This window comes from Giesbergeria sp., from assembly GCF_028686475.1.
In the GTDB taxonomy this organism is placed as follows: domain Bacteria; phylum Pseudomonadota; class Gammaproteobacteria; order Burkholderiales; family Burkholderiaceae_C; genus Simplicispira.
In genome coordinates, this window is record NZ_JAQUCA010000025.1 from 22,491 (window position 1) to 46,242 (window position 23,752).

General features: G+C 55.6%; 15 protein-coding genes and 1 riboswitch. Of the genes, 5 read left to right on the forward strand and 10 right to left on the reverse strand.

Features of this window, described 5'->3' with window-relative positions:
* Positions 1-21: 21 nt before the first annotated feature.
* Positions 22-4,035, reverse strand: a complete 4,014-nt coding sequence (gene purL / locus PHX60_RS13720) for a phosphoribosylformylglycinamidine synthase (protein ID WP_300078772.1) — start codon at positions 4,033-4,035, stop codon at positions 22-24.
* Between the two features lie 131 nt (positions 4,036-4,166).
* Between purL and map the strand changes: the two genes are divergently transcribed.
* The gene (gene map, locus PHX60_RS13725) at positions 4,167-4,982 is read left to right on the forward strand and encodes a type I methionyl aminopeptidase (RefSeq protein ID WP_300078774.1); all 816 of its coding nucleotides are present in this window, start codon (positions 4,167-4,169) and stop codon (positions 4,980-4,982) included.
* Between the two features lie 61 nt (positions 4,983-5,043).
* Positions 5,044-7,626 (forward strand): [protein-PII] uridylyltransferase, encoded by a 2,583-nt coding sequence (locus PHX60_RS13730; protein WP_300078777.1) that lies wholly within the window; start codon positions 5,044-5,046, stop codon positions 7,624-7,626.
* Positions 7,627-7,721: 95 nt separating this feature from the next.
* On the opposite strand, the gene PHX60_RS13735 is transcribed toward PHX60_RS13730, so the two are convergent.
* The gene (locus tag PHX60_RS13735; protein ID WP_300078778.1) at positions 7,722-8,096 is read right to left on the reverse strand and encodes an SWIB/MDM2 domain-containing protein; all 375 of its coding nucleotides are present in this window, start codon (positions 8,094-8,096) and stop codon (positions 7,722-7,724) included.
* Between the two features lie 188 nt (positions 8,097-8,284).
* A riboswitch (yybP-ykoY riboswitch) is annotated at positions 8,285-8,460 on the forward strand.
* Positions 8,461-8,463: 3 nt separating this feature from the next.
* On the opposite strand from PHX60_RS13735, the gene PHX60_RS13740 reads away from it, so the two are divergent.
* Entirely contained in the window at positions 8,464-9,036 is a 573-nt protein-coding gene (locus PHX60_RS13740) for a TMEM165/GDT1 family protein (protein ID WP_300078780.1), read from the forward strand.
* A 29-nt stretch (positions 9,037-9,065) separates the two neighbouring features.
* Complete coding sequence (locus PHX60_RS13745) at positions 9,066-10,349, forward strand: GGDEF domain-containing protein (protein ID WP_300078782.1); 1,284 nt, start codon at positions 9,066-9,068, stop codon at positions 10,347-10,349.
* Here PHX60_RS13745 and PHX60_RS13750 read toward each other — a convergent pair.
* The 6 genes from PHX60_RS13750 to PHX60_RS13775 all read right to left on the reverse strand — a co-directional run bounded on the left by PHX60_RS13750 (position 10,312) and on the right by PHX60_RS13775 (position 15,796).
* Positions 10,312-10,893, reverse strand: a complete 582-nt coding sequence (locus PHX60_RS13750; protein ID WP_300078784.1) for a YigZ family protein — start codon at positions 10,891-10,893, stop codon at positions 10,312-10,314. The genes PHX60_RS13745 and PHX60_RS13750 overlap by 38 nt on opposite strands.
* 24 nt (positions 10,894-10,917) lie before the next feature.
* A complete protein-coding gene (locus PHX60_RS13755) occupies positions 10,918-11,619 on the reverse strand; it encodes an ABC transporter ATP-binding protein (RefSeq protein ID WP_300078802.1) in 702 nt (233 codons plus the stop codon).
* Between the two features lie 8 nt (positions 11,620-11,627).
* Entirely contained in the window at positions 11,628-12,395 is a 768-nt protein-coding gene (gene livG, locus PHX60_RS13760; protein WP_300078786.1) for a high-affinity branched-chain amino acid ABC transporter ATP-binding protein LivG, read from the reverse strand.
* The gene (locus PHX60_RS13765) at positions 12,392-13,621 is read right to left on the reverse strand and encodes a high-affinity branched-chain amino acid ABC transporter permease LivM (RefSeq protein WP_300078788.1); all 1,230 of its coding nucleotides are present in this window, start codon (positions 13,619-13,621) and stop codon (positions 12,392-12,394) included. Before PHX60_RS13765 ends, livG begins: the two co-directional genes overlap by 4 nt.
* Positions 13,621-14,547 carry a high-affinity branched-chain amino acid ABC transporter permease LivH gene (livH, locus tag PHX60_RS13770; protein ID WP_300078791.1) on the reverse strand — a complete coding sequence of 309 codons (927 nt, stop codon included), beginning with the start codon at positions 14,545-14,547 and terminating at the stop codon, positions 13,621-13,623. Before livH ends, PHX60_RS13765 begins: the two co-directional genes overlap by 1 nt.
* Before the next feature lie 124 nt (positions 14,548-14,671).
* Positions 14,672-15,796 (reverse strand): branched-chain amino acid ABC transporter substrate-binding protein, encoded by a 1,125-nt coding sequence (locus PHX60_RS13775; RefSeq protein ID WP_300078793.1) that lies wholly within the window; start codon positions 15,794-15,796, stop codon positions 14,672-14,674.
* Between the two features lie 182 nt (positions 15,797-15,978).
* Here PHX60_RS13775 and PHX60_RS13780 point away from each other — a divergent pair, with 182 nt between their 5' ends.
* Complete coding sequence (locus PHX60_RS13780) at positions 15,979-16,977, forward strand: Rpn family recombination-promoting nuclease/putative transposase (RefSeq protein ID WP_300078796.1); 999 nt, start codon at positions 15,979-15,981, stop codon at positions 16,975-16,977.
* Between the two features lie 24 nt (positions 16,978-17,001).
* On the opposite strand, the gene PHX60_RS13785 is transcribed toward PHX60_RS13780, so the two are convergent.
* Complete coding sequence (locus tag PHX60_RS13785; RefSeq protein ID WP_300078798.1) at positions 17,002-20,865, reverse strand: Eco57I restriction-modification methylase domain-containing protein; 3,864 nt, start codon at positions 20,863-20,865, stop codon at positions 17,002-17,004.
* Positions 20,855-23,644, reverse strand: coding sequence for a DEAD/DEAH box helicase (locus PHX60_RS13790; protein ID WP_300078800.1), 2,790 nt, complete (start codon positions 23,642-23,644; stop codon positions 20,855-20,857). The genes PHX60_RS13785 and PHX60_RS13790 overlap by 11 nt, the downstream gene beginning before the upstream one ends.
* Positions 23,645-23,752: the final 108 nt, after the last annotated feature.

Here is a 23,752-nt window from a genome sequence, read left to right on the forward strand (position 1 = left end):
GGTGGAGCAGGCCGCTGGTTTTTAACCCAGCCAACGGCGTGCATTGCGCCACAGGTGCATCCACGGGCTGGCCGCTGTGATGCCACCACTGGCGGCCACGTCCGTCCAGCTCATTTGCACATTGCGGAACACGCGCTCGGGGTGCGGCATCATGGCGGTAAAGCGGCCATCGGCGGTGGTCACGCCCGTCAGGCCGCCCGCGCTGCCATTCGGGTTGAAGGGGTAGCGCTCGGTGGCTGCGCCGGTGTTATCCACGTAGCGCATCGCCGCCAGCACTTGGGCCGTGTTGCCACGATGGGCAAAATTGGCATAACCCTCGCCGTGCGACACCACAATGGGCAGGCGGCTACCGGCCATGCCCTGCAAGAAGATGCTGGGCGACTCCAACACTTCCACCATGCTGAGGCGGGCTTCAAAGCGCTCGCTTTGGTTGGTGGTAAAACGTGGCCAATCTTGTGCGCCGGGGATGATGTCGGCCAGTTCGGCAAACATTTGGCAGCCATTGCACACGCCCAAGCCAAAGGTGTCGGGGCGGGCAAAGAAGCCTTGGAACTGCTCGGCCAGCACCGGGTTAAAGGTGATGGAACGCGCCCAGCCAATGCCCGCGCCCAAGGTATCGCCGTAGCTAAAGCCACCGCAGGCCACTACGCCTTGTACATCTTGCAAACGCACACGGCCGGTTTGCAGGTCGGTCATGTGGACATCCACAGCCTCAAAACCAGCTTCGGTGAAAGCATAGGCCATTTCAACGTGGGAGTTGACCCCCTGCTCACGCAACACGGCCACTTTGGGGCGCGAGAGGTTCAGGAACGGCGCTGCCACATTGTCTGCTGGGTCAAACGTCAGATGGACGTGCATACCGGGGTCTTGCGGGTCGCCAGCGGCGGCGTGTTCGGCATCGGCACAGGCGGGGTTGTCCCGCTGTTGGCAGATTTTCCAGCTCACGCTGTCCCAAACTTGGTGCAGGTCGGCCAGTGGCGCACTGAACACCTCTTTGGCATCGCGCCAAATGGACAATTGGCCCTTGCCCGCATCAATGCTAGAGCTGAGTGGACGGGTCTTGCCGATAAAGTGGCTGAATTTGGACAAACCATGCTCGCGCAAGGTTTGCATCACGGCGTTGCGCTCGGCGGTGCGTACTTGCAACACCACGCCCAATTCTTCGCTGAACAGGGCTTTGAGCGTCAGTTCTTCGCGGCGGGCGCTGACTTGCTGCGCCCAGTTCTTAGAGTCGCCGGTGTCCATGCGGCTGTCGCTGATGCCGTCGCCTTCTGTGACCAGCATATCCACATTCAAAGCCACACCCACATGGCCTGCAAAGGCCATTTCGGCCACGGCAGCCAGCAAACCGCCATCGCTGCGGTCGTGGTAGGCCAAAATTTGGCCTTGGGCGCGCAGGGTGTTGATGGCCTTGACCAATTGCATCAGGTCTTGGGCATCGTCCAAATCGGGCACCACATCGCCCGATTGGTTCAGCACTTGGCCCAAAATGCTGCCGCCCATGCGGTGCTGGCCCTTGCCCAAATCGACCAACAGCAGCGTGGTGTCTTCTTCTTGCGCGTTCAGTTGCGGCGTGAGGGTGCCGCGCACATCAGGCAAGGTAGCAAAGGCGGTGATGATGAGGCTGACGGGCGACACCACTTTATGGCTTTCGCCAGCGTGCTGCCATTGGGTACGCATGGACAGCGAATCTTTGCCCACCGGAATCGAGATACCCAAGGCGGGGCACAGCTCCATGCCCACGGCTTTTACTGTTTCGTACAGGGCAGCATCTTCGCCCGGCTCGCCACAAGCGGCCATCCAGTTGGCCGACAATTTGACGCGCGACAACTCCACCGGCGCAGCCAGCAGGTTGGTGATGGCTTCGGCAATCGCCATGCGGCCCGAAGCGGGGGCATCCAAGGCAGCCAGCGGGGTGCGCTCACCCATCGCCATCGCTTCGCCAGCAAAGCCCTTGAAATCGGCCAGCGTCACGGCGACATCGGCCACCGGAATCTGCCACGGCCCCACCATTTGGTCGCGGTGTGTCAGGCCGCCCACAGCGCGGTCACCAATCGTGATAAGGAAGCGTTTGGAAGCCACGGTGGGATGACTCAGCACATCAATGATGGCTTTTTGCAGATTCACCCCCGTCAGTTCCATCGGCTGGAAGGTGCGCTGCACGGTTTGGACATCGCGGTGCATCTTGGGCGGCTTGCCCAACAACACCGACATCGGCATATCCACCGGGAATTTTTGCTCTGCTACCGTGGCAGCGGTATCTTCTAGCACCAGTTGGCGCTGCTCGGTAGCTGTGCCAATCACGGCAAACGGGCAACGCTCACGCTCACAGAAGGCGCGGAACTGCTCCAAGGATTCGGGCGCAATGGCCAGCACATAGCGCTCTTGGCTTTCGTTGCTCCAAATTTCTTTGGGCGACAGGCCAGACTCTTCTAATTGCACCGCACGCAGGTCAAAACGCGCACCGCGTCCGGCATCATTCGTTAGCTCTGGGAAGGCATTGGACAGGCCGCCCGCGCCCACATCGTGGATTGCCAAAATCGGGTTCTTGTCGCCCTGCGCCCAGCAGTGGTTAATCACTTCTTGGGCGCGGCGCTCAATTTCCGGGTTGCCGCGCTGCACCGAGTCAAAATCGAGTTCAGCGGCATTCGTGCCGGTGGCCATCGAGCTGGCCGCACTGCCACCCATGCCAATCCGCATCCCCGGCCCACCGAGTTGAATCAACAGCGAACCAGCAGGAAATTCGATTTTTTGCGTTTGCTCGGCATCAATTACACCCAAGCCACCGGCAATCATGATGGGCTTGTGGTAGCCGCGCTGCACACCGGCCACGGTTTGCTCGTATTCGCGGAAATAACCAGCCAAGTTGGGGCGGCCAAACTCGTTGTTAAAGGCGGCGCCGCCCAGCGGGCCTTCGACCATGATTTGCAGCGGGCTGGCGATATGGCCGGGTTTGCCACCTGCTTGGTCAGAAGCGCCGTCCCAAAGTTTGGACACGGTAAAGCCGGTCAGACCCGCTTTGGGTTTGGAGCCACGCCCAGTAGCGCCCTCATCGCGGATTTCGCCGCCCGCGCCAGTAGAGGCACCGGGGAAGGGCGAAATCGCTGTCGGGTGGTTGTGCGTTTCTACCTTCATCAGCACATGGTGCGTGGCCGGCTCTTTTTGGTAGCTGTTGGCATCGCCTTGCATCCGGGCCACAAAGCGCTCGACCACACTGCCTTCCATGATGGAGGCATTGTCAGAATAGGCCACCACGGTGTGTTGTGGGGCCAGTTGGTGCGTGTTGCGAATCATCGCAAACAGGCTTTTGTCTTGGGTTTGCCCATCAATGGTGAATTGGGCATTAAAAATTTTGTGGCGGCAGTGTTCGCTGTTGGCCTGCGCGAACATCATCAGCTCCACATCGGTCGGGTTGCGCTGCAAGCCTTGGAAGGCGTTGACCAAGTAGTCGATTTCGTCCTCGGCCAGCGCCAGCCCCCATTGCTTATTGGCGGCGATGAGTGCTGCTCGGCCACCGCCCAGCACATCCACACGCTCCATCGGTTGGGCAGGCAGCTCAGTAAACAGGGCTTGCGCGGCGCTTAAATCCATCACCACCGATTCGGTCATGCGGTCGTGCAGCAAAGCGGCCACTTGCTGGAGCTGCTCGGCATTCAGGCTGGGCTTGCTCAGCAGGCCAGACTGCAAGGTGAGGTGGTATTCGGTCACGCGCTCAATGCGGCGCACGGCCAAACCACAATTGTGGGCAATGTCGGTGGCTTTAGAGGCCCAAGGCGAGACCGTGCCCAAGCGCGGCGTGACCATCAGGGCCGCGCCATCGGTGGGGCCAGCATAAGGCTCACCATAGGTGAGCAAGGCGGTCAGGCGCTCTAGGGTGTCTGGCGCGGGGGCCGCATCGGTAGCCACCAGATGGACAAAGCGTGCGCCAATGGTTGCAATTTTGGGGTGGATGGCTTGGAGCGCGGGCAAAAGTTGCTGGGCGCGGAAGGGGCTGAGGGCATTAGCGCCCGCAAGCGTGGTGGTATGCAAGGTCACGTTGGCGGCCTGGTTGGGTAAATGATGGGCAGGCTGGACAGCGCCAGCAGAAGCGGCCATTTTACCGGCCCACCCCGGCCCAAGCCCCCGCTGTGGGCAATGGCAAAGGGCAATGGGATAATCACGGGCCTATGAGCATCACCATTAAAACGGGCCCAGAAATCGACGCGATGCGCCGGGCCTGCCGTCTGGCCTCTGAAGTGCTGGACACCATCGCGCCACACATCCGCCCCGGCATCACCACCCTAGAAATTGACCGCATCGGTGCCGAGTGCATGGCGCGCCAAGGCACCAAATCGGCCACCATTGGCTACCAGCCAGCGGGTTATCCGCCCTATCCGGCCTCTTTGTGTACCTCGGTCAACCATGTGGTGTGCCACGGCATCCCGAACGACAAGCCCCTGAAAAAGGGCGACATTGTGAATGTGGATGTCACCGTGATTACCGACGACGGCTGGTATGGTGACAGCAGCCGCATGTACCTGATTGGCGAGTGTTCGGTTGCCGCCAAACGCCTGTGCGCCCTGACTTATGAAGCGATGTGGATTGGTATTTTGCAAGTGCGTCCCGGTGCGCGCTTGGGTGATATTGGCCATGCCATCCAAAAGTTTGCCGAAGGCCACTACCTAACCGTTGTGCGCGAGTTTTGCGGCCACGGCATTGGGCAAAATTTTCACGAAGAACCCCAAGTGCTGCACTATGGCCGCCCCGGTACTTTAGAAGAACTCAAGCCCGGCATGATTTTTACCATCGAGCCGATGCTCAATGCAGGCAAGCGCGACATCAAAGAACTGGGCAACGATGGCTGGACTATCATCACCAAAGACCGTAGCTTATCGGCCCAATGGGAGCATACCGTGCTGGTTACACCTACCGGCTACGAAGTGCTGACCCTGTCTGAAGGCTACCCAGCGCTGCCCGACTTCGTCAAAGCCACCTGCACCTAGGCCACACCGCGCACAGTTCTTGCATGGTTGGGTGTTTTTTGTTTCTTGCAAAATACCCGCCATGACTGAACTGCAAGCCCTGCGCGAACGCTATCGCCACGATAAAGCCGAGCTGCTGGCCACGCTGGCCGCCTCGCAAGCCTCTACCCGTGGCATCCATACCCATTTGCGCGCTTTGGCGCGGATTGTCGATAGTTTGCTCACGCAGCTGTGGCAGCGCGCCGCTTTGCCCGACAACATGGCCTTGGTGGCTGTGGGCGGTTTTGGCCGGGGCGAGTTGTTTCCACATTCGGATGTCGATGTCTTGCTGCTCTTGCCCGACAGCGACACCGCCACCACGCAGCGCCCCGCGATTGAAGCCTTTATCAGCAGCTGCTGGGATGTGGGGCTAGAAATTGGCTCCAGCGTCCGCACGGTGGCCGAATGCACCTCTGAAGCAGCGCAAGATGTGACGGTGCAAACCTCGTTGTTGGAAGCGCGCCTGTTGTGCGGCCATGCAGCCCTGTTTAGCGAGTTCCAACAGCAATACCGCGCCCACTTAGACCCCAAAGCCTTCTTGATTGCCAAAACGCTGGAGATGCGCCAGCGCCACAACAAATACGACAACACCCCCTACGCCTTAGAACCCAATTGCAAAGAATCGCCCGGCAGTTTGCGCGATTTGCAAACCGTGCTGTGGGTAGCGCGGGCCGCTGGACTAGGCCAAAGCTGGAAAGAACTGGCGCGCAGTGGCTTGGCCACGGTGTTTGAACTGCGCCAACTCCTGCGTAACGAAGCCCTGCTGTCTTTGGTGCGCGCGCGCTTGCACGCCATTGCCGGGCGACGTGAAGACCGCCTCGTGTTTGATTTGCAAACCGCTGTGGCCGAATCGTTTGGCTACCGCTCCGAGGCCCCCGATGGCAGCGGCCTGCCCCTGCGCGCCAGCGAAGCCCTGATGCGCCGCTATTACTGGGCCGCCAAAGCCGTGACGCAGTTGTGCCAAATTTTGCTGCTGAACATTGAAGAGCGCCTCAACCCGTCTGACCACGCCCCCCGGCCCATCAACGCCCGCTTTTTAGACAAAGCGGGCATGATAGAAATTGCCAGCGACGACCTGTACCAGCGCGATCCGCACGCCATCTTAGAAACCTTTTTGCTGTATCAAACTTCGGCCGGTTTGCAGCACCTCTCGGCGCGCACCCTGCGTGCTTTGTACCGGGCGCGCAGCGTGATGGATGGGGCTTTTCGGCGTGACCCCGTGAACCGGGCTGCCTTTTTGCGTATCCTGCAACAGCCAGCAGGCATCACCCACGCCATGCGGCTGATGAACCAAACCTCGGTGCTGGGGCGCTACCTGTGGTCTTTTCGGCGCATTGTTGGCCAGATGCAGCACGACTTGTTCCACGTCTATACCGTGGACCAGCACATCCTGATGGTGCTACGCAATGTGCGCCGCTTCTTTATGGCGGACCACGCGCACGAATACCCGTTTTGCTCGCAATTGGCCGCCGGTTGGGACAAACCTTGGATTTTGTACGTGGCAGCGCTGTTCCACGACATCGGCAAGGGCCGGGGTGGCGACCACTCCCAAATTGGCGCCGTGGTGGCGCGGCGCTTTTGCCGCCAGCATGGCATCGCCTGCGAAGATGCCCAGTTGATTGAGTTTGTAGTGCGCGAACACCTCACCATGAGCCAAGTAGCACAAAAGCAAGACCTGAGCGACCCCGATGTGATTGGGGCTTTTGCCCAGCGTGTGGGCAACGAGCGCTACCTCACAGCGCTGTACCTGCTCACGGTGGCCGATATTCGCGGCACCAGCCCCAAAGTCTGGAACGCCTGGAAAGGCAAACTGCTAGAAGACCTCTACCGCGCCACCTTGCGTACCTTGGGTGGCCGCGCCCCCGATGCCGCCGCTGAAATTGAAGCACGCAAACGCGAAGCCTTGGTGCTGCTGGCGCTGGTGGCGCAACCGTTTGAATCGCATAAAAAACTCTGGGATACGCTCGATGTGAGCTACTTTATGCGCCACGAAGCCGCCGACATCGCTTGGCACACGCGCCACCTGTCGCGCTATGTGGGCAACGAGCGCCCCGTGGTGCGCGCGCGCCAATCTTTGGCCGGTGAAGGCTTGCAAGTGCTGGTCTATGCCCCTGACCAGCCCGACCTGTTCGCCCGCATTTGTGGCTATTTTGACCGGGCAGGTTTTAGCATTTTGGATGCACGCGTACACACGGCGCGCAACGGCTATGCCCTCGATACCTTCCAAGTGGTGGCCACCTTGCAACCGGGCCACTACCGCGAGTTGACGCACATGGTAGAAAGCGACCTAGGCCAAGCCCTGCAAGCCAGCGGCCCCCTGCCCGAGCCAGGGCGCAAGCGCCTGTCACGGCGTGCCAAGAGTTTTCCGATAGCGCCGCGCGTCACGCTGCACCCCGACGAAAAAGCCCAGCGTTGGCTGTTGGCCATCTCGGCCAGTGACCGCGCTGGTTTGCTCTACTTGGTAACGCGCGTGTTGGCCCGCCACGGCCTGAGCGTGCAATTGGCCAAAGTCAGTACCTTGGGCGAACGGGTCGAAGACACCTTTCTGGTCGAAGGCCCCGAATTGCAGCACAGCGCGCGCCAAATTGCCATCGAAACCGAACTCCTCCAAGCCCTATCGGATTAAAGCGCCATAAAAAATGCCAGTGGGCATCACACCCCCTGGCATCGGATAAACCGGTGTAGCGCTACAGCTAAACGCCAGCGCTGGATTTATTTCATTTATTTAACGTGCTTGCCAATCAGGCCGGCCATCTCGAACATCGACACTTGGGGCTTGCCAAACACTTTTGCCAGCTTGGCATCGGCGTTGATGTTGCGCTTGTTGGCTTCGTCTTGCAGCTTGTGTTCTTTGATGTAAGCCCACAGCTTGCTGATGATTTCGGTGCGTGGCAGGGGTGCCTTGCCCACCACAGCGGCCAGTTCGGCGCTGGGGGTCAGGGGCTTCATGAAAGCCGCGTTGGGGGTGCGCTTTTTGGCCGCAGGCGCTGCTGCTGGCGCAGCTTCGGCAGCAGCAGGTTTGCTGACCTTGGCAGCCTTTTCAGGCTTGGCGGCAGCGGTGGTGGCTTTGGCCGGGGCTTTTTTTGCAGTTGCCATGTTGAGTTTCCTTGTTGATAACGGGCAGTGTGAACCAGCGAAAATCTGTTTCTCCACTGGCTGTAGCGATGCTACTGGGAAAAAAAGCGCTTTCCAAGAGGAAGGGTGCTTTTTTTGCCACAAACTGTGCCCCTTTGGATGCGAATAAAAGCCTGCGGACGCTGTGCAGGGGCTTACAATCTGCGCCCTTACTCGTCATTGGGGAGTAGCCGCCCTGCGCCCTTGCAGGGGCTTGCGTCAACAGACTTGTCCGGCTCGGACATGGTGCAAGCAGCTTCCAAGCCTGGCAAGACCTTTGACTGTACCGCCTGCGGATGGGCCGCCGGGCGGTGCAGTCTTTGTTTTGCTGGCGGCCCTTGGAGTTGTGATGGAATCTTTCTTTGTCTCTACCGGCGTGGTAGCGCTGGGCGAAATGGGCGACAAAACCCAGTTGCTGGCCGTGTTGCTGGCCGCCAAATTTCGCAAACCGTGGCCCATTATTTGGGGCATTTTGGTAGCCACCTTGGCCAACCATGCCTTAGCTGGGGCGGTAGGGCAATGGGTGGCCAGCCTGCTGGGGCCAGAGTTATTGCGCTGGGTGATTGGCGTGTCTTTCTTGGCGATGGCGGCGTGGATGCTGGTTCCAGACGAGGTCGATGACGATGCCGCCGATAGCAAAGTGCTGCTGGGCGTGTTTGGCACCACGGTGCTGGCCTTCTTTTTGGCCGAGATGGGCGACAAAACCCAAATTGCCACCGTGGCCTTGGCGGCCAAGTACCCCGATTTTGTTTTAGTGGTGGCGGGCACCACGTTTGGCATGATGCTGGCCAATGTTCCGGCGGTGTATTTGGGCAACACCGTGGCCGAGCGCATCCCCATGAAGCTAGTTCATGGTATTGCAGCGGCCATTTTTGCCGTGCTGGGAGTACTTACTTTATTGAATGTGGGTAATATCTGGTAACTCACCTATAACAACCCAAAGGAGCAGGTTTGACTGCTGCGGCCTCATTTCTGCTCATCATTTTGGTCAGTGTGGTGCTTGCCATAGCGCTGGCCGTGGTGTCGTACCGCCGCAGTAGCACGCAAGTATTGCCTATCTGGGCCGGTGCGCTGGTCGCCCATGCTGTGGCCTACGTGTTGTTTTCCTTGCGCGGCCAAATCAGCGATGTCTGGTCGATTGTGCTGGCCAATGCGCTGATAGCGCTGGTGTTTTCTCTGTTTTCCTTGGGCATTGTCCGTTTTCAGCAGCGGAGGCTGCATCCGGCGTGGCTGTGGGGGCCAGTGGCCGTGGTGCTGCTGCTGTTTCCGCTGTTGTTGCCCTACGGCACCGCTCGCATCGTGGTGGGTGGGGCTATCTTTTCGGTGCAGTCGGCGCTGGCCGCGTTGCTGCTGTGGCAATGGCGCCAACAAACACCGGGGCGCGGTCAATATATTTTAATCACCGGGTTTGTGTTGGTGGTTTTGGTGTTTATCTTGCGCTGCGTGACGACGCTTACCGGCTACGTCACCATGAAATCCATACTCGATGACAACCCGGTACAGTACCTTTCCTTCTTAATCATCATTGTTGGCTTGATGTTGCTGTCGATGGGCTTGGTGCTGATGATTTATGAACGCCTAGAAACCGCCTTGCTCGATAGCCAAGCTCTGTTACAACAACAAAACCAAGCGCTGGCACAGCAAGCGATGGAGTTAGAACAGGCCAATCAACAATTGGAAACCCTGTCTATCACCGATGGCCTGACCGGGCTGTTCAACCGCCGCCATTTTGACCACCTGCTGGCACAAGAATGGGCGCGCGCCAGCCGCCAAGGGGCGGTGTTTTCGGTACTCATGACCGATGTGGATTGCTTTAAAACCTTTAACGACCACTACGGCCACCCCGCCGGAGATGCCTGCTTGGTACAAGTAGCCCAAGTGCTACACGCCCTGAGCCGCCGTGCGGGCGATATAGCGGCCCGCTATGGGGGCGAGGAGTTTGTCTTGCTGCTGGCCAGCAGCGCAGAACCCAGCGCAGCCGCCCAGATGGCCGAGGCACTGCGCCAAGGGGTGCAGGCGCTGCATATTCCCCATACCCAATCCCCTTGGGGCTGCGTGACCCTCAGCGTGGGCGTGGCCTCGGTGGTAGCTGGGCCAGAGGGGAGTGCCGATGCGGTATTAAAACTGGCCGACGATGCCCTGTATGCCGCCAAAGCGGCTGGGCGCAATCGGTTTTGCAGCGCTGCGCCGCAGTCTCTTACAGCCAACCGGCCCTGCCCTGCGCTTGCTCGTTGATATGGGCGACAAAAGTGGCCGCTTGGGTTTGCGGCAAACGCAGGTGCAGCGTGACCAATGAGGCGTGCTCGACCTGCAACAGTTCTGCCCCAGCGTACTCAATCTCGCGCCGCAACAAGCCCTCTAAAGCGTAGGGCACCAAGCATTGCAAGGTTTGCATACGTTGCAGCTGTACCTTCTGTGCTGTGAGCAAGGCTTGGGCGATGCTGTCGGTATAGGCGCGCACCAAGCCCCCGGCCCCCAGTTTGACCCCACCAAAATAACGCACCACCGTAGCCAAAACACCTTCTAGGTCTTGGTGGCGCAACACATCCAACATGGGCCGCCCAGCGGTGCCGCTGGGTTCGCCATCGTCCACTGCCGCCGATTGGCCACCCGCCAGCAAAGCCCAACAGATATGCGCCGCGCCGGGATGCGCTTTCCAGAGGGCATCGACATGGGCTTGGGCGCTGGCGCGGTCGCTCATCGGCTGCACGCAACCGATAAAACGGCTTTTTTTAATGATGAGTTCGCTGTGCGCGGGGACGGCCAGAGTTTGGGGCATAGGACAGGAGCAAAGGGTTGCAGTTTACGCGCCTAAATAGGCTTTGCGAATCTCACCGTTGGCCAATAAATTGGCCCCGGTATCTTCTAACACCACGCGGCCATTTTCTAGCACATAACCCCGGTCGGCAATTTGCAGTGCTTTGTTGGCATTTTGCTCCACCAGAAACACCGTCACGCCTTCACTACGCACTTTTTGAATAATTTCAAAAATTTGTGCGATGATAAGCGGTGCCAAACCCAAGGTAGGCTCATCCAGCAACAGCAAACGTGGTTTAGACATCAATGCACGCCCAATCGCCAGCATTTGCTGCTCACCGCCCGACATCGTGCCCGAACGCTGGTGCGCCCGCTCGCGCAGGCGCGGAAACAAGCCAAACACATGCTCGATACCGGCTTCAATCTCGGTATTATCGAGAAAGAAACCACCCATTTTCAGGTTCTCGGTCACGGTCAGGTCGGCAAACACGCGCCGTCCTTCAGGCGAAATGGCAATGCCTTTTCGCATAATCAAATGGGGCGCTAAGTTGGTGATATTTTCGCCCTCCAACCAAACGCTGCCACTGCTGGCGCGCGGGTTGCCACACACTGTCATCAGCAAGGTGGTTTTGCCCGCACCGTTGGAGCCAATCAGAGAGACAATCTCGCCTTGGTTCACGCGCAAACTGACATCACTGGCGGCCCGAATGGCTCCATAGTAGGTATTGATGTCGCGTAGTTCCAACATGGTTTGCATTATTCTTCTCCCAGATAGGCTTTAATCACCCGCGCATCGTTGCGAATCGCCTCGGGCGCGCCCAAGGCAATCGGTTTGCCGTATTCCATCACCAGAATGCGTTCCGAAACGCCCATCACCAAACTCATATCGTGCTCAATCAGCAATACCGTCACTTGGTGTTGGTCACGCAATTGCCGAATCAAGCCTTGCAGGTCTTTTTTCTCTTGTGGATTCAAACCCGCCGCAGGTTCATCCAGCATCAAAACACGCGGGCGCGTAATCATGCAACGGGCAATCTCTAAGCGGCGCTGGTGGCCGTAGGCTAAATTACCAGCCTCGCGGTTGGCAAACTCGCGCAGGCCCATATAATCCAGCCACTGCACCGCTTGGGCGATGGCTTCTTGCTCAGCGCGGCGGTAAGCGGCAGTATTGAATAATCCCGCCAAAAACCCAGTGCGTGCATGGCGATGTTGCGCCACCAGCAGATTTTCTAACACTGTCATGTTTTTGAACAGGCGGACATTCTGAAAAGTACGCACCAAGCCATGCGTTGCCACCGTGTGGCTACCCAAACCAGCAATATCGCGCCCTTCTAACGCAATGCGGCCTGTACTGGGTTTGTAAAAACCACTGATGCAGTTAAACACCGTGGTTTTACCGGCCCCATTGGGGCCGATGATGGCAAAAATCTCGCCACTTTGCAGCGAGAACTCAACCCCATCCACCGCCAACAGGCCCCCAAAGCGCATAGAGAGTTGGCTAATTTCTAACAAAGGGGCGCTCATGTTCGCACCTCGATATGGTGGCGTTGCATTGGCAGCAGCCCTTGGGGCCGCCAAACCATCATCAAAATCATGACCAAACCAAATATCAACATGCGGTATTCAGAAAATTCACGCGCCAATTCAGGCAACACAGTAATCAAGATGGCCGCAATCATCACCCCCAATTGGGAACCCATGCCACCCAGCACCACAATCGCCAAAATCAAAGCCGACTCAATAAAAGTGAATGATTCTGGACTAACAATCCCTTGGCGTGCCGCAAAAAAGGCCCCACCAAAACCGGCAAACATCGCCCCCAGCGTAAAAGCCGACAGTTTGATTTTCATCGGGTTCAGGCCCAAGGAGCGGCAGGCAATTTCGTCTTCACGCAGCGCCTCCCAAGCGCGGCCAATCGGCATCCGAATCAGGCGGTTAGAAATCCACAACGTCAATACCGCCAGCGTTAGTGCCATCAGGTACAAGAAAATCACCATGTGCAGCGAATTGAACTCCAGCCCCAGCCATTGGTGGAAGGTGGTGCCGCCTTCAACGCTGGGGTTGCGTGCCAGCTCCAAGCCAAACACCGTAGGCTTAGGAATGCCAGAAATACCATCTGGGCCGCCCGTCCAATCGGTCAGGTTGACCAGCAGCAGGCGGATAATCTCGCCAAAACCTAGCGTGACGATGGCCAGATAATCACCACGCAAACGCAGTACAGGAAAACCGAGCAAAAAGCCAAACAGCGCCGAGGCCGCACCCGCCAGCGGCAGGGCTTCCCAGAAGCTCCAACCGGCCCAATGGAACAGCAAACCATAGGTATAAGCACCCACGGCATAAAAGCCGACAAAGCCCAAATCGAGCAAACCGGCAAAACCGACCACAATGTTCAGGCCCAAGCCCAACATAACGTAAATCATGGCCAGCGTGGCAATATCCACTGCATTGCGCCCAGCAAAAAATGGCCAACTCACGGCAATCAGCAAAGCCGCTAACATCAGGCCGGTACGTTGACTGCCCGACACCGCTGGCAGAGCAGGCCACGGCAAATGGGATAGGCGTTTACCCAGCAAAGGGCGCAGCATTTGCACTGCAAATACCAAAGCGCAAGCCCCAAATACCCAATTCCACTGCGGCTGCACCACCGTGCGGCCTCCAGTACGCTCTAAATGCAGGCCAAAAATCGGAATCACCACCAAGGCCGTCAATACAGTAGCCATGAGCGCATGGCGAAGGTTAGAACGCAGCATTACACCTTCTCCACTTCAGGTTTACCCAGCAGGCCAGTGGGGCGGAATAACAAAATCAGCACCAGCAAGCCAAAAGCCACAATATCTTTGTATTCGGACGAGATATAAGCGGCGGCAAAGGTTTCGGCCACCCCCAGCAGCAAACCGCCCAACATAGCCCCCGGAATGCTGCCAATACCGCCCAGCACCGCTGCCGTAAAGGCTTTGATACCAACCAAAAATCCAATAAACGGATTGAGCTTGCCCACCGCCAGCGCAATCAGTACCCCACCCACCGCCGCCAGCATCGCCCCCAAAATAAAAGTGAAAGAAATCACCCGGTTGGTATCAATGCCCAGCAAATTGGCCATGTGCATATCTTGCGAACAAGCGCGCGAGGCCCGGCCCATGCGCGAGTGCTTGATATACAGCGTCAGGGCCACCATCAAGGCCACCGCCACCACAATAATTAGCACGCGCGAGTAAGGGATATAAATCTCAAAGCCACCTTCGGTGCCAAAACGCATCGCACCGGGAATGAGTGAGGGCACAGCCATATCGCGTGCGCCTTGGCCCAAAGCCACCCAGTTTTGCAGAAAAATCGACATACCAATCGCCGAAATCAACGCCACCAAACGCGGGCCGTGGCGCACCGGCTTGTAAGCCACTTGCTCCACCACAAAACCATATACGCCGGTTAGCAAAGCCGATACCAGCAGCATCAGGCCAATCACTACGGCAATCGGCAGGCCGCTTTGCGTGCCAATCACCGACAAGGTGACCAGCCCGGCATAAGCGCCAATCATGTAAATTTCACCATGCGCGAAGTTAATCATGCCGATAATGCCGTACACCATCGTGTAGCCAATGGCAATCAGCGCATAAATCGCACCCAGCGACAAGCCGTTGAACAGCTGTTGTATCAGCTGTGGCAAGAGTTCAGACATCCTAAGACATCCTCAAAAAAAGAAAGGGGGCAAGCCGCCCCCAAGTGAATGACGCACCAAAGCATGGCCGCCGCTGCTGCGGGGCCATGCTCAGGCAAGGGACTAGACAGGGAGAGGCGGCGCTTTACTTGGTGGCCAAGGATTTACCGCCGTCTTTGTGCCATTGGTAAATCTGGAACTCAAACGACTTCAAATCACCCTTTTTGTCCCAAGCCACGGTGCCCACCGGGGTCTCGAACGAGGTTTTGTGCAAATGCTCAGCCACTTTGGCGGGGTTGTCGCCCACGGCCTTGATGCTCTCAATCAGCACTTGGGCAGCAGCGTAAGAAGACAGCTGGAACGCACCCGATGGGTCACGCTTTTTGTCCTTAAACGCTTTGACGATGGCGGCATTCTTGGGGTTGGCCGAGAAGTCAGCGGGCAGCGTGAGCAACATGCCCTCTACGGCGGGGCCAGCAATCGAGTTGACTTCGGGGTTGCCTACGCCCTCTGGCCCCATGAAGCGGGTTTTGAGGCCCTGCTCAGCCGACTGGCGCAGTAGCAAGCCCATTTCGGGGTGGTAACCGCCGTAATAGACGAAATCAATGCCCGCACTCTTGAGCTTGGTGATGACGGCGGAATAATCATTGTCGCCCGCGTTGATGCCTTCAAACAAAGCCACATTCACCCCGGCTTTTTTCAGGTCATCGCGCACCGAGGCGGCAATGCCTTGGCCGTAGGATTGCTTATCGTGCAACACCGCCACCTTCTTGGGCTTGACCTTCTCGGCAATAAACTTGGCCGCCGCTGGGCCTTGTTGGTCATCGCGGCCAATGGTACGGAAGATGAACTGGAAGTTCTTGCCTTCGGTCAGGGCGGGCGAGGTGGCCGATGGTGTGACCACCACCACGCCTTCATTGTTGTAAATCGGCGCGGCGGCAATGGCTGCACCCGAGCAGGTAGGGCCGACCACATAGCCAATTTTGGCATTGACCACCCGGTTGGCCGCCACTGGGCCTTGCTTGGGTTCGCAGGCATCATCTACCGGCACCAGTTCAATTTTTTTGCCGTGGATACCGCCAGCGGCATTGACCATTTCCACAGCGGTCGTGACCCCTTCTTTGACCATATCCCCGTATTGGGTGACGGGGCCAGTGGCCGGAATGACCACCGCCATTTTGATATTTTGGGCATGGGCCACAGGCAGCAGCATAGTACCGGCCAAGCCCAGAGCAGCAGCGACAGTGTGCAAACGGAATGGAAGCAACATTGAGAATCCTTCAACAACAATTGGATGCCCAAACTTACAGTTTGGTGACAAGTGGCGCTATTGTCCGCTAGGACGACCGATTGTGGGGAAAAAAATCCCTGTGCTGCGCTACAGTGCCGGTATTTCAGGCTATTGCTTGCCCGCCCTACGCGGCCAAGGCCACCACCGCATACAATTTCCCTATGCACCAAGACAACGATGCGTCGTACAAACTACTGTTCTCCTCGCCTGAGTTGGTGCGCGATTTGGTGTTGGGCTTTATCCCTGATGACTGGCTACACAGTTTGGATTACAGCACCTTAGAAAAAATGCCCGGTAGCTACGTCACCGACGATTTACGCCACCGGGCTGATGATGTAGTTTGGCGCGTCAAAGTTGGGAAGGAATGGGTCTATCTTTACATTTTGATCGAGTTCCAAAGCAAAGTTGACCCGTGGATGGCGGTACGCATGATGAGCTATGTCGGGCTACTGTACCAAGATTTGATCAAGGCCAAGCAGGTGCTGCCACAGCGCAAACTGCCACCTGTGCTACCTATCGTGCTGTATAACGGCGATGCACCTTGGACAGCCGCCAGCAACATTGCCGATCTCATCCCCAAGGTGCCAGGGCTGGTGGCACAGTTTGTCCCCAACATGCAATACTTGCTGATTGCCGAAAACCGCTACACCGAGGCTGATTTGGCACCAATGCACAATTTAGCGGCAGCTGTGATGCGCCTTCAACACCCGCACGACCAAGCGATGGTGCTGGAGGTGATTGACCAGCTCCACGCTTGGTTGGCGGACAATCCAGAGCTTATGCGGATTTTTGCCATCTGGATTCGGGCGGTGCTGCTGCGCCAAAGCAAGCACCATTTGGCACTGCCCAAGGTACAAGATTTGAAGGAGCTTAAAATGACATTAGCCGCGCGGTTTGAAGAGTGGGCCTACCAGCATAAAGAAGAAGGTCTGCAAAAAGGCTTACAAAAAGGCTTGCAAAAAGGCTTGCAAAAAGGCTTACAAAAAGGCCGCCAAGAGGGCGAAGCACGTATCTTGCAACGCCTGCTGGTACACCGCTTTGGCCCTTTGTCTGCCGATATGCTGGCGCAGGTGGCACAGGCAGACACCGAACAGATTGAAGCCTGGTTTGACCGCGCTATGACCGCTCAAAACTTGGCGGATATTTTTGATTCTGTCTGAGCATTTTCAGCGCACTTGGTAATTTCATACCGCCCCTTCCTGCTGAATAATAGCCAACAGTTCTGGACTATCGGCGGGGATACGCAGCAGCCTATTGCGTATGGGGTGCGTGTTGCCATTGGCCGTGTGATAAAACGCCAAGGCCGCGTTGGCCCATTGTTCTTGGCTCCATGCACTGGTGGGCGCAGGCAATAAAAGCTGCACTTGGGCGCTGATGCCAAGGTTTCTTTCTGCCATGTGCTGGGCAAAATAAACTTCCATCACGCAAGCGTCTATCACTTGGGTTAAAAAATCGCCTGCCAGTGCTAGGTTGGCATCGTTGCATAACTGCGCTTGCGCTTTGGCGGCTTGCACCAAAGATACCAAGGCTTCAAACAGGGGTACCTGTGCTGCATGGGGCTTTTTAATGGGTATTTTGTCCATGAAAATTTTACGCACTTCGTAGCTATTGCCCATTAGCTCCGGGAAATTATCCTTAAAACAGCAGCGAAATAGTGTGGAATTAAGCACCGCCGTAAGGTAAGAAAGCGACTCCTCTTCACTGGTGAGGATAAAAGCCTTATCATTAATAAAAAAATGTTCTGCCGTATCCAAATAAAATGGCAGATATTTAGTCATATTAGGATAAATAATTTTTGGCTTCTTAAAATCATCTAAATAAGCGCAATTTCGTAAATTTGTCCAATCATCTCCTTGGTCTAATCTGGGTTTGAGTTTTTCCTGATGCTGTTCTAAATGTTGCCACAAAGAAGGATAATTACGCTTCACATTAATCGGCAAAATACCTTTTTCTTTAATCCCATTGTGGGTGTTAATCATCCAATTTTCATCATTGAGTAATGACCAATCAGTACCGTAACGCTGAATATCACGCCCACGCAACAGCGGCACAATCAATTCTGCACAGCGTGGGTCTTCGGCTATCAAGGCAGCGCGTTGTTCACTGCTGATATAAAAGGCTTCGTTATACCCAGTCAAAATACCTCGATTAATTTGAATATGCCATTTCTCCAAGGGTATGCCCTGTGCCTCTACCATTTGCTTGATATGGTAACGCTCTGCTGACAACAAAACCCAAGGTTCTACATTAAAATCATTCCGCGTTACAGCATACTCAGCAAAGTAGCCCTCCGGGTCGCGCATGGCTACCCTATCATCCGAAACATAACAGGCCCGTGCTGCTCGGGTAGGTTTTTGTTTTATGGCATGAACAATGCAGGTATAAGTAGTGGCTGCACCAAAATTTTGCGCCATGCCAAAATCCATCACCGAGGCCAATTCAACCTCTTGCGTTAAAAAGCGGCGCAAGGCTTCACCATACCCCGCCCGCATCCATTTATTCGAGGTAATATAGCTTAACTGCCCGCCCGGCTTGAGCAGGCGCACGCCTTGCTCATAAAACAGGCAATAAATATCCCCGGTAGCGGCATAGGTGCTGTAATGCTGTGCCTGCCAGGCTTGCTTGTGTGCCGCACTAAACTTTTGAATTTGCACATAGGGCGGGTTGCCAATCACCACATCAAACCCCTGCTCTAACTCCGGCCCAAACATGGTAGCCGGGTGAAAAAAATCAGCCACGCTGTGGTGGTCGTAGGGGTTCCACGCAATGCGGCGGTACACATCTTCGTTGCCAAATTCGTCCGCCTTGAGCAACTGAACAATTTTTTGCACCAGCTCTCGGTCTTTTTTTTGTAAATCGCGCTTGGCTTGTCTGCTTTGTGCCGAAAAATAGCGGTGGCGCACACGCTCTAAAGTTTTTTCTAAGCGTTCAATTTCTGAGTTTGCAAACAAATTGCGGTCTTTTGGCAAATGCAGCCCCAACAGGCTATTGGCGGCAACAAACTTGGTTTCTAAATTTGGCAAAGGCCGAACACCCAAGTTGCGACTTTTATCTTGGTGTGTTCTTTGGTCGCAAATCAGCGAGATAAAAAAGCGCAGTTTGGCAATTTGAATGGCAATTGGTTGAATATCTGCACCGTAGATGCAGTTTTCAATCAAATACAGTTTGCGGCCATAGTCTAAGGCGTTGTTGCTAAAATCATTTTGAATGGCAGCAATGGCCGATTCGCGTGCTTGTGTATCTTCAATTTCCTCAGCTTTACTGACTTGGCGCTGGCACCATTTTTGGTTGTTCGGGTCTAACTTGCCCAGCACAAATACCAGTTTGTGCAAAATACCCATAGGGTAAGCCCCCGAGCCACAGGCTGGGTCTAAAATGTTGCAAGCATCTATGGCAGCAATCAGGGCATCGCTTTCGGTATCCGAAAATCTGTGGTTTTGTTCGGTGTAGGCAAACAAAATATCTAACTGGGTTTGGGCATGAACCCGGTCGGTGCCCGGCAAGCGCTGGCACAGGGCATCGGCCAAATAGGCTTTCAGTGCCTCGTTCACCATGTAATCCACAATCGGGCGCGGTGTATAAAAAGAACCCGTCTGGCGGCGGGCGCTTTCGCCAGTTTCGGGGTTGTAGCTGGCCAGCAGGTTTTCAAATACATTGCCCAACAGCTCGGGGTCGAGCGCAATTTCTTGCTCTACCGGGGTGTTTTCGGCAATGGTAAATTTATAGCTGTTGAGAATATGCAGCAGGCCACGCACCTTGGCCTTTTTTTTCTTGCTGTCGCCAAAATTTTCTTTACCGCTCAAATCCACCGTGTGGCTATCGGCAAAAAACAGGCGGTTGGGCACCTGTGGCTGCTTTTTAGGGTTGCGCGAAAAACCATCAGCATACTGTACCTTGCCTGCATCGTCCTCTACATCCAAACAAGCAAATAAGCCCCCATTAAGGAAAGGAATATCAGCAAACAAGGCCAGCGCTTGTTCTGGATTTTGAAACAAGTCCGCATAACGGTACAGGTTTTTCACTCCATACTGGTTGCGGTTATCCTGAAAGCTGCCTTCGGTGGCAAATTGGCGGTGCGTGGTATCTCCCGCATTCATCGGCTGGTTGAGGGTAGCAAAAAACAAGTTTTGCAAAATAGCACGGTAGTAGCTGCTTTCATCTTCTGCCAAGTTTTTAAGCAGTTTAGCCAAAGCATCTTGCTGAAAAATATGCTCTGGAATCAGGTTTTTCTCTTTCAAAAACCAGCAAAAAATCAGCCGGGTGAGTAGCCGTATCACGCTGGTGGCGTTGCGGGTGTGCGCGTCTGGCTCCAAATCGTCCGGGAAGCGCACCTGATGGCGCGCCCAAAAGTACCAATTAGACAGTTCTTCATAAAACCGCTGGTTGAGCAGTTCTACATTAAAAATATCTTCCCAAGCGGCATGAAGCTGGTCAAAATTTTGAACAATGCGCTTGCTTGCTGTCAGTTCGGCGATGGAAAACGAAGCCAAAATATCCAAATGTCCGGGGTGTGGCTTGGCAAGGGTAATGTTTTGAATTAAGGTAACTTTGCCCAGCACGTCTTTGCTGTCATCACGCTGGTTCAAGCGCCGGTTTATGACAGCCAGCGAGAGATATTCTCCCATTTTGAACAGCACCAGCACCGGCATAGGAAAAATGCGATTCAGCTGGCGTGCAATGCCTGCCAGTTTGCTGCGGCTGTAACTCTGGCTGCCCAGTTCAATCGCCATAAAAACATAAGACTGGAGCAAAGAGGTACGCACCGCATCGTCTTTGAACAGGGCCACCGTGCCCGCCAGCTCCTCATCCGTCAACTGAAACAACAATTGGGCATTGCGCCAATCACGCACCCATGCCGCCGGGTGGGCCAGCCGGTGGTCCGGGTCAAACTGCTGGCAAAAGTCTTCTACCGATTCAGTAGCGATGGTTTTGTCCGAGCGGTAACCCAAGGTGGCAAACAGGGCCAAGGCGGCATCGCGCAAAGGTTGGCTGGCAAAGGCTTGGATGCGCTGGCTGATGCTCAGTTTTAGTGCGGTGTTATTGCTCATTTTTGATAACTAGCCAGGTGATAAGGTCAAAATCGGTGCTGCCTTGGATGGTGGCTTGGCTGTCGAGCAGCTTGCCAGCACGTCCGCTAAACAGGTTGGCGACATTTTTACGGCCAAACTGTGCCGCCATCGCGGCCACGGCTTTTTTCAGCAAGTGGTTGTAGCGCTGCATGTCTTGCCCGTGCTGGGTTTCGGCATCAAACCAATCGCACAGCTGCTGGTGGGCTTGGGTTTGCCCTTGGCAGACGGCGCGCAACACCTCTAGCACCTGCTTGGGGGCGGTAAAGTTGTAGCGCACTTGGCCATCATCACGGATATAGACCAAAAAGTAAGGCTGCAAGGGGTTGACGGTTTCATGGCCCGCCACTTCTTGGCGCTGGCGCAAGCAATAGACCACGCCGGGCTGAATGCTTTGGTAATCGGGGTGCGGTGGCACTACCGCATACAGGCCCAAAGGGGCATCTTGCAACTGTTGCCGATTGGCCTCAATGTAACCGGCCAGCTCCATGCGAAAGTCGTCTAGGGTAAATTCGTTCAGCGCTACCGATTCGTTAAAGTCTTCCAAGTCCAGCACCTCATCTTTTAGGCGCATCAGTTGTTTGTCGCGGTAGCGCAGGTCTTCTGTAATCAGCTCTTGCAAGTCTTCGGCTTGCAAAATGTTGTCTTCTGCCGTGGCAGCAATGTCCACCAGCGCCATGCGTGCTTCGACGCGGTTCTTCAGGTTGATGTATTTGTTCAGGTCGGGCGTAGGCCAAAAGTTGACCAGTTGGATGCTGGCATTGGGGCTGCCAATGCGGTCAATCCGGCCAAAGCGCTGGATGATGCGTACCGGGTTCCAGTGGATGTCGTAGTTAATCAGGTAGTCGCAATCTTGCAAATTTTGCCCTTCAGAGATGCAATCGGTGGCAATCAGGATGTCGATTTCATCATCTTGCGGCATGGAGGCCATCTTGTCGCGCTTTTTGGCACGCGGAGCAAAGTTGGTCAAAATTTGGGCAAAGTCGGCTTGTCCAAAGGTGCTGCGGTTGGGTCGGGTGCCACCCGATACCAGCGCGATATGCAGCTTGAGTTCTTGGCGTACCCAGGGCTGGAGCGCGTCGTAAAGGTAGTTGGCGGTATCGGCAAAGGCGCAAAAAACGATGATTTTGCGGTTGGGCTGGCCCAGATGGTTGGTGTGCGGGTGGCTCACCTTATGCGCTATCAGCTTTTGCAGCTCGGCCAGTTTGGCATCGCGGCTGGCATCTACGGCATTGGCGCTATCGGCCAGCAGGGCTAATTGCCGTTTGTCGCTGGCCAAGTCTTTTAGCCAGTCAGTCACCCGCAAATGCTCTAGGCGATATTTGAGCTTGCCGCCTACCTCCAAGGCTTGGGCCAGGTCTTCGTCTTCCTCGGTTTCCTCTGGCCCCAAAGACAGGTCGGCTTGCAGGTCGGCAGCAGCGGCGCTTTGTTGTTGCAAAAAACGTTGCAGCTTGTCTTCTAAGCGTTCAATTTTGGCTACGGTGCGCTCCATCGTGATGCCAAAGGAAGACACTGAGCTTTCTAGTCGCTTCAAAAAGTTGACCTTCATCATGTCGATGAGGAAGCCTTCGCGCCTTTCTTGGCTAAAGTTACGCACGTTGCCTTTTTCGTACAGTGCTTTGTATTCGTCTTTGACGTACAAGGATGGTTTGTAGAGCGAAAGTTGGTAGTTGCCAATTTCGGCATTGAGCTTGTCGTAAGACGGAAAGCGCCCTTTGCTGTCAATGTCACAGAACACCGATTGCGGTTTTTGCCGTTGCGGAAACTGGCCAATCTGCGCCAGCGAGGCACGGTAATACTTTTGGATGTGCTTGCGCGAGCGCGCAATGGTGATTTCATCTAGCAGGGTGAAAAATCCGGCAGGCAGGCGTTCCATCAGGTCGCGTGCGTCTTTATCGCCGCTGCGCTTGGCCCAGTCCATAAAGGTTTTTTGCGCGCTGTTCAGGGTATCTTTGATGCTGTGGATGCCAAAATCTTTCGCAAAAGCGGCATCACGCCCTTCGGTCACAAAGTAAATTTGGTTGCGTAGGTCTTTCAGGTCGTTGTTGACTGGGGTGGCAGACAGCAACAAGACTTTGGTTTTAACACCTGCGCGGATGATGTCGTCCAGCAGGCGCTCGTAACGGCTTTTGCGAATCAGCTGGCCTTCGTCGTCGTATTTGCCTTTGGTGTTGTTGCGAAAGTTGTGCGACTCATCAATCACCACCAAATCAAAATTGCCCCAGTTCAGGGCGGCCAAATCGACACCATCTACTTTGCCGCTATCGCGTGATAAATCGGTGTGCGATAGCACGGTATAGGCCAGCCGGTCTTTCAGGAACGGGTTGAGTTCGCTGTTGTTTTGTGCCAGATAGACCGTCCAGTTGTCGCGCAGTTTTTTTGGGCACAGCACCAGCACGCGGTGGTTGCGTAGCTCGTAATACTTAATGATGGCCAGTGCCGAATAGGTTTTGCCCAAGCCCACGCTATCGGCCAAGATGCAGCCATTGTGCGCGTTGATTTTGTGGATGGCCCCTTTGACACCATCTTTTTGGAAGTCGAACAGGGCTTTCCAGATGTCGGTATCGACAATCTCGGTTTGGTCAAACAGGGCGGCATCGGCCTGCTGGTCAGACAAAAAGCGCTCAAAAACGTGGTAAAGCGTTTTGAAGTAAATGAATTCTGGCGCGTGGTTGGCATAAAGTTGCTCTAAGTAGCGCAAAACTTCGGCTTTTACATCCACCACCAGCTTTGCATCGTGCCAAAGGGTTAGCAGCAGCACTCAACAAATCTACTCAAATCTATGCTAATATATCCATTATGAAGAGCTTAGTAAGCATAGGAGAAGCAGCAAAGGCGTTAGGTGTGTCCATAACAACCTTGCGCCGCT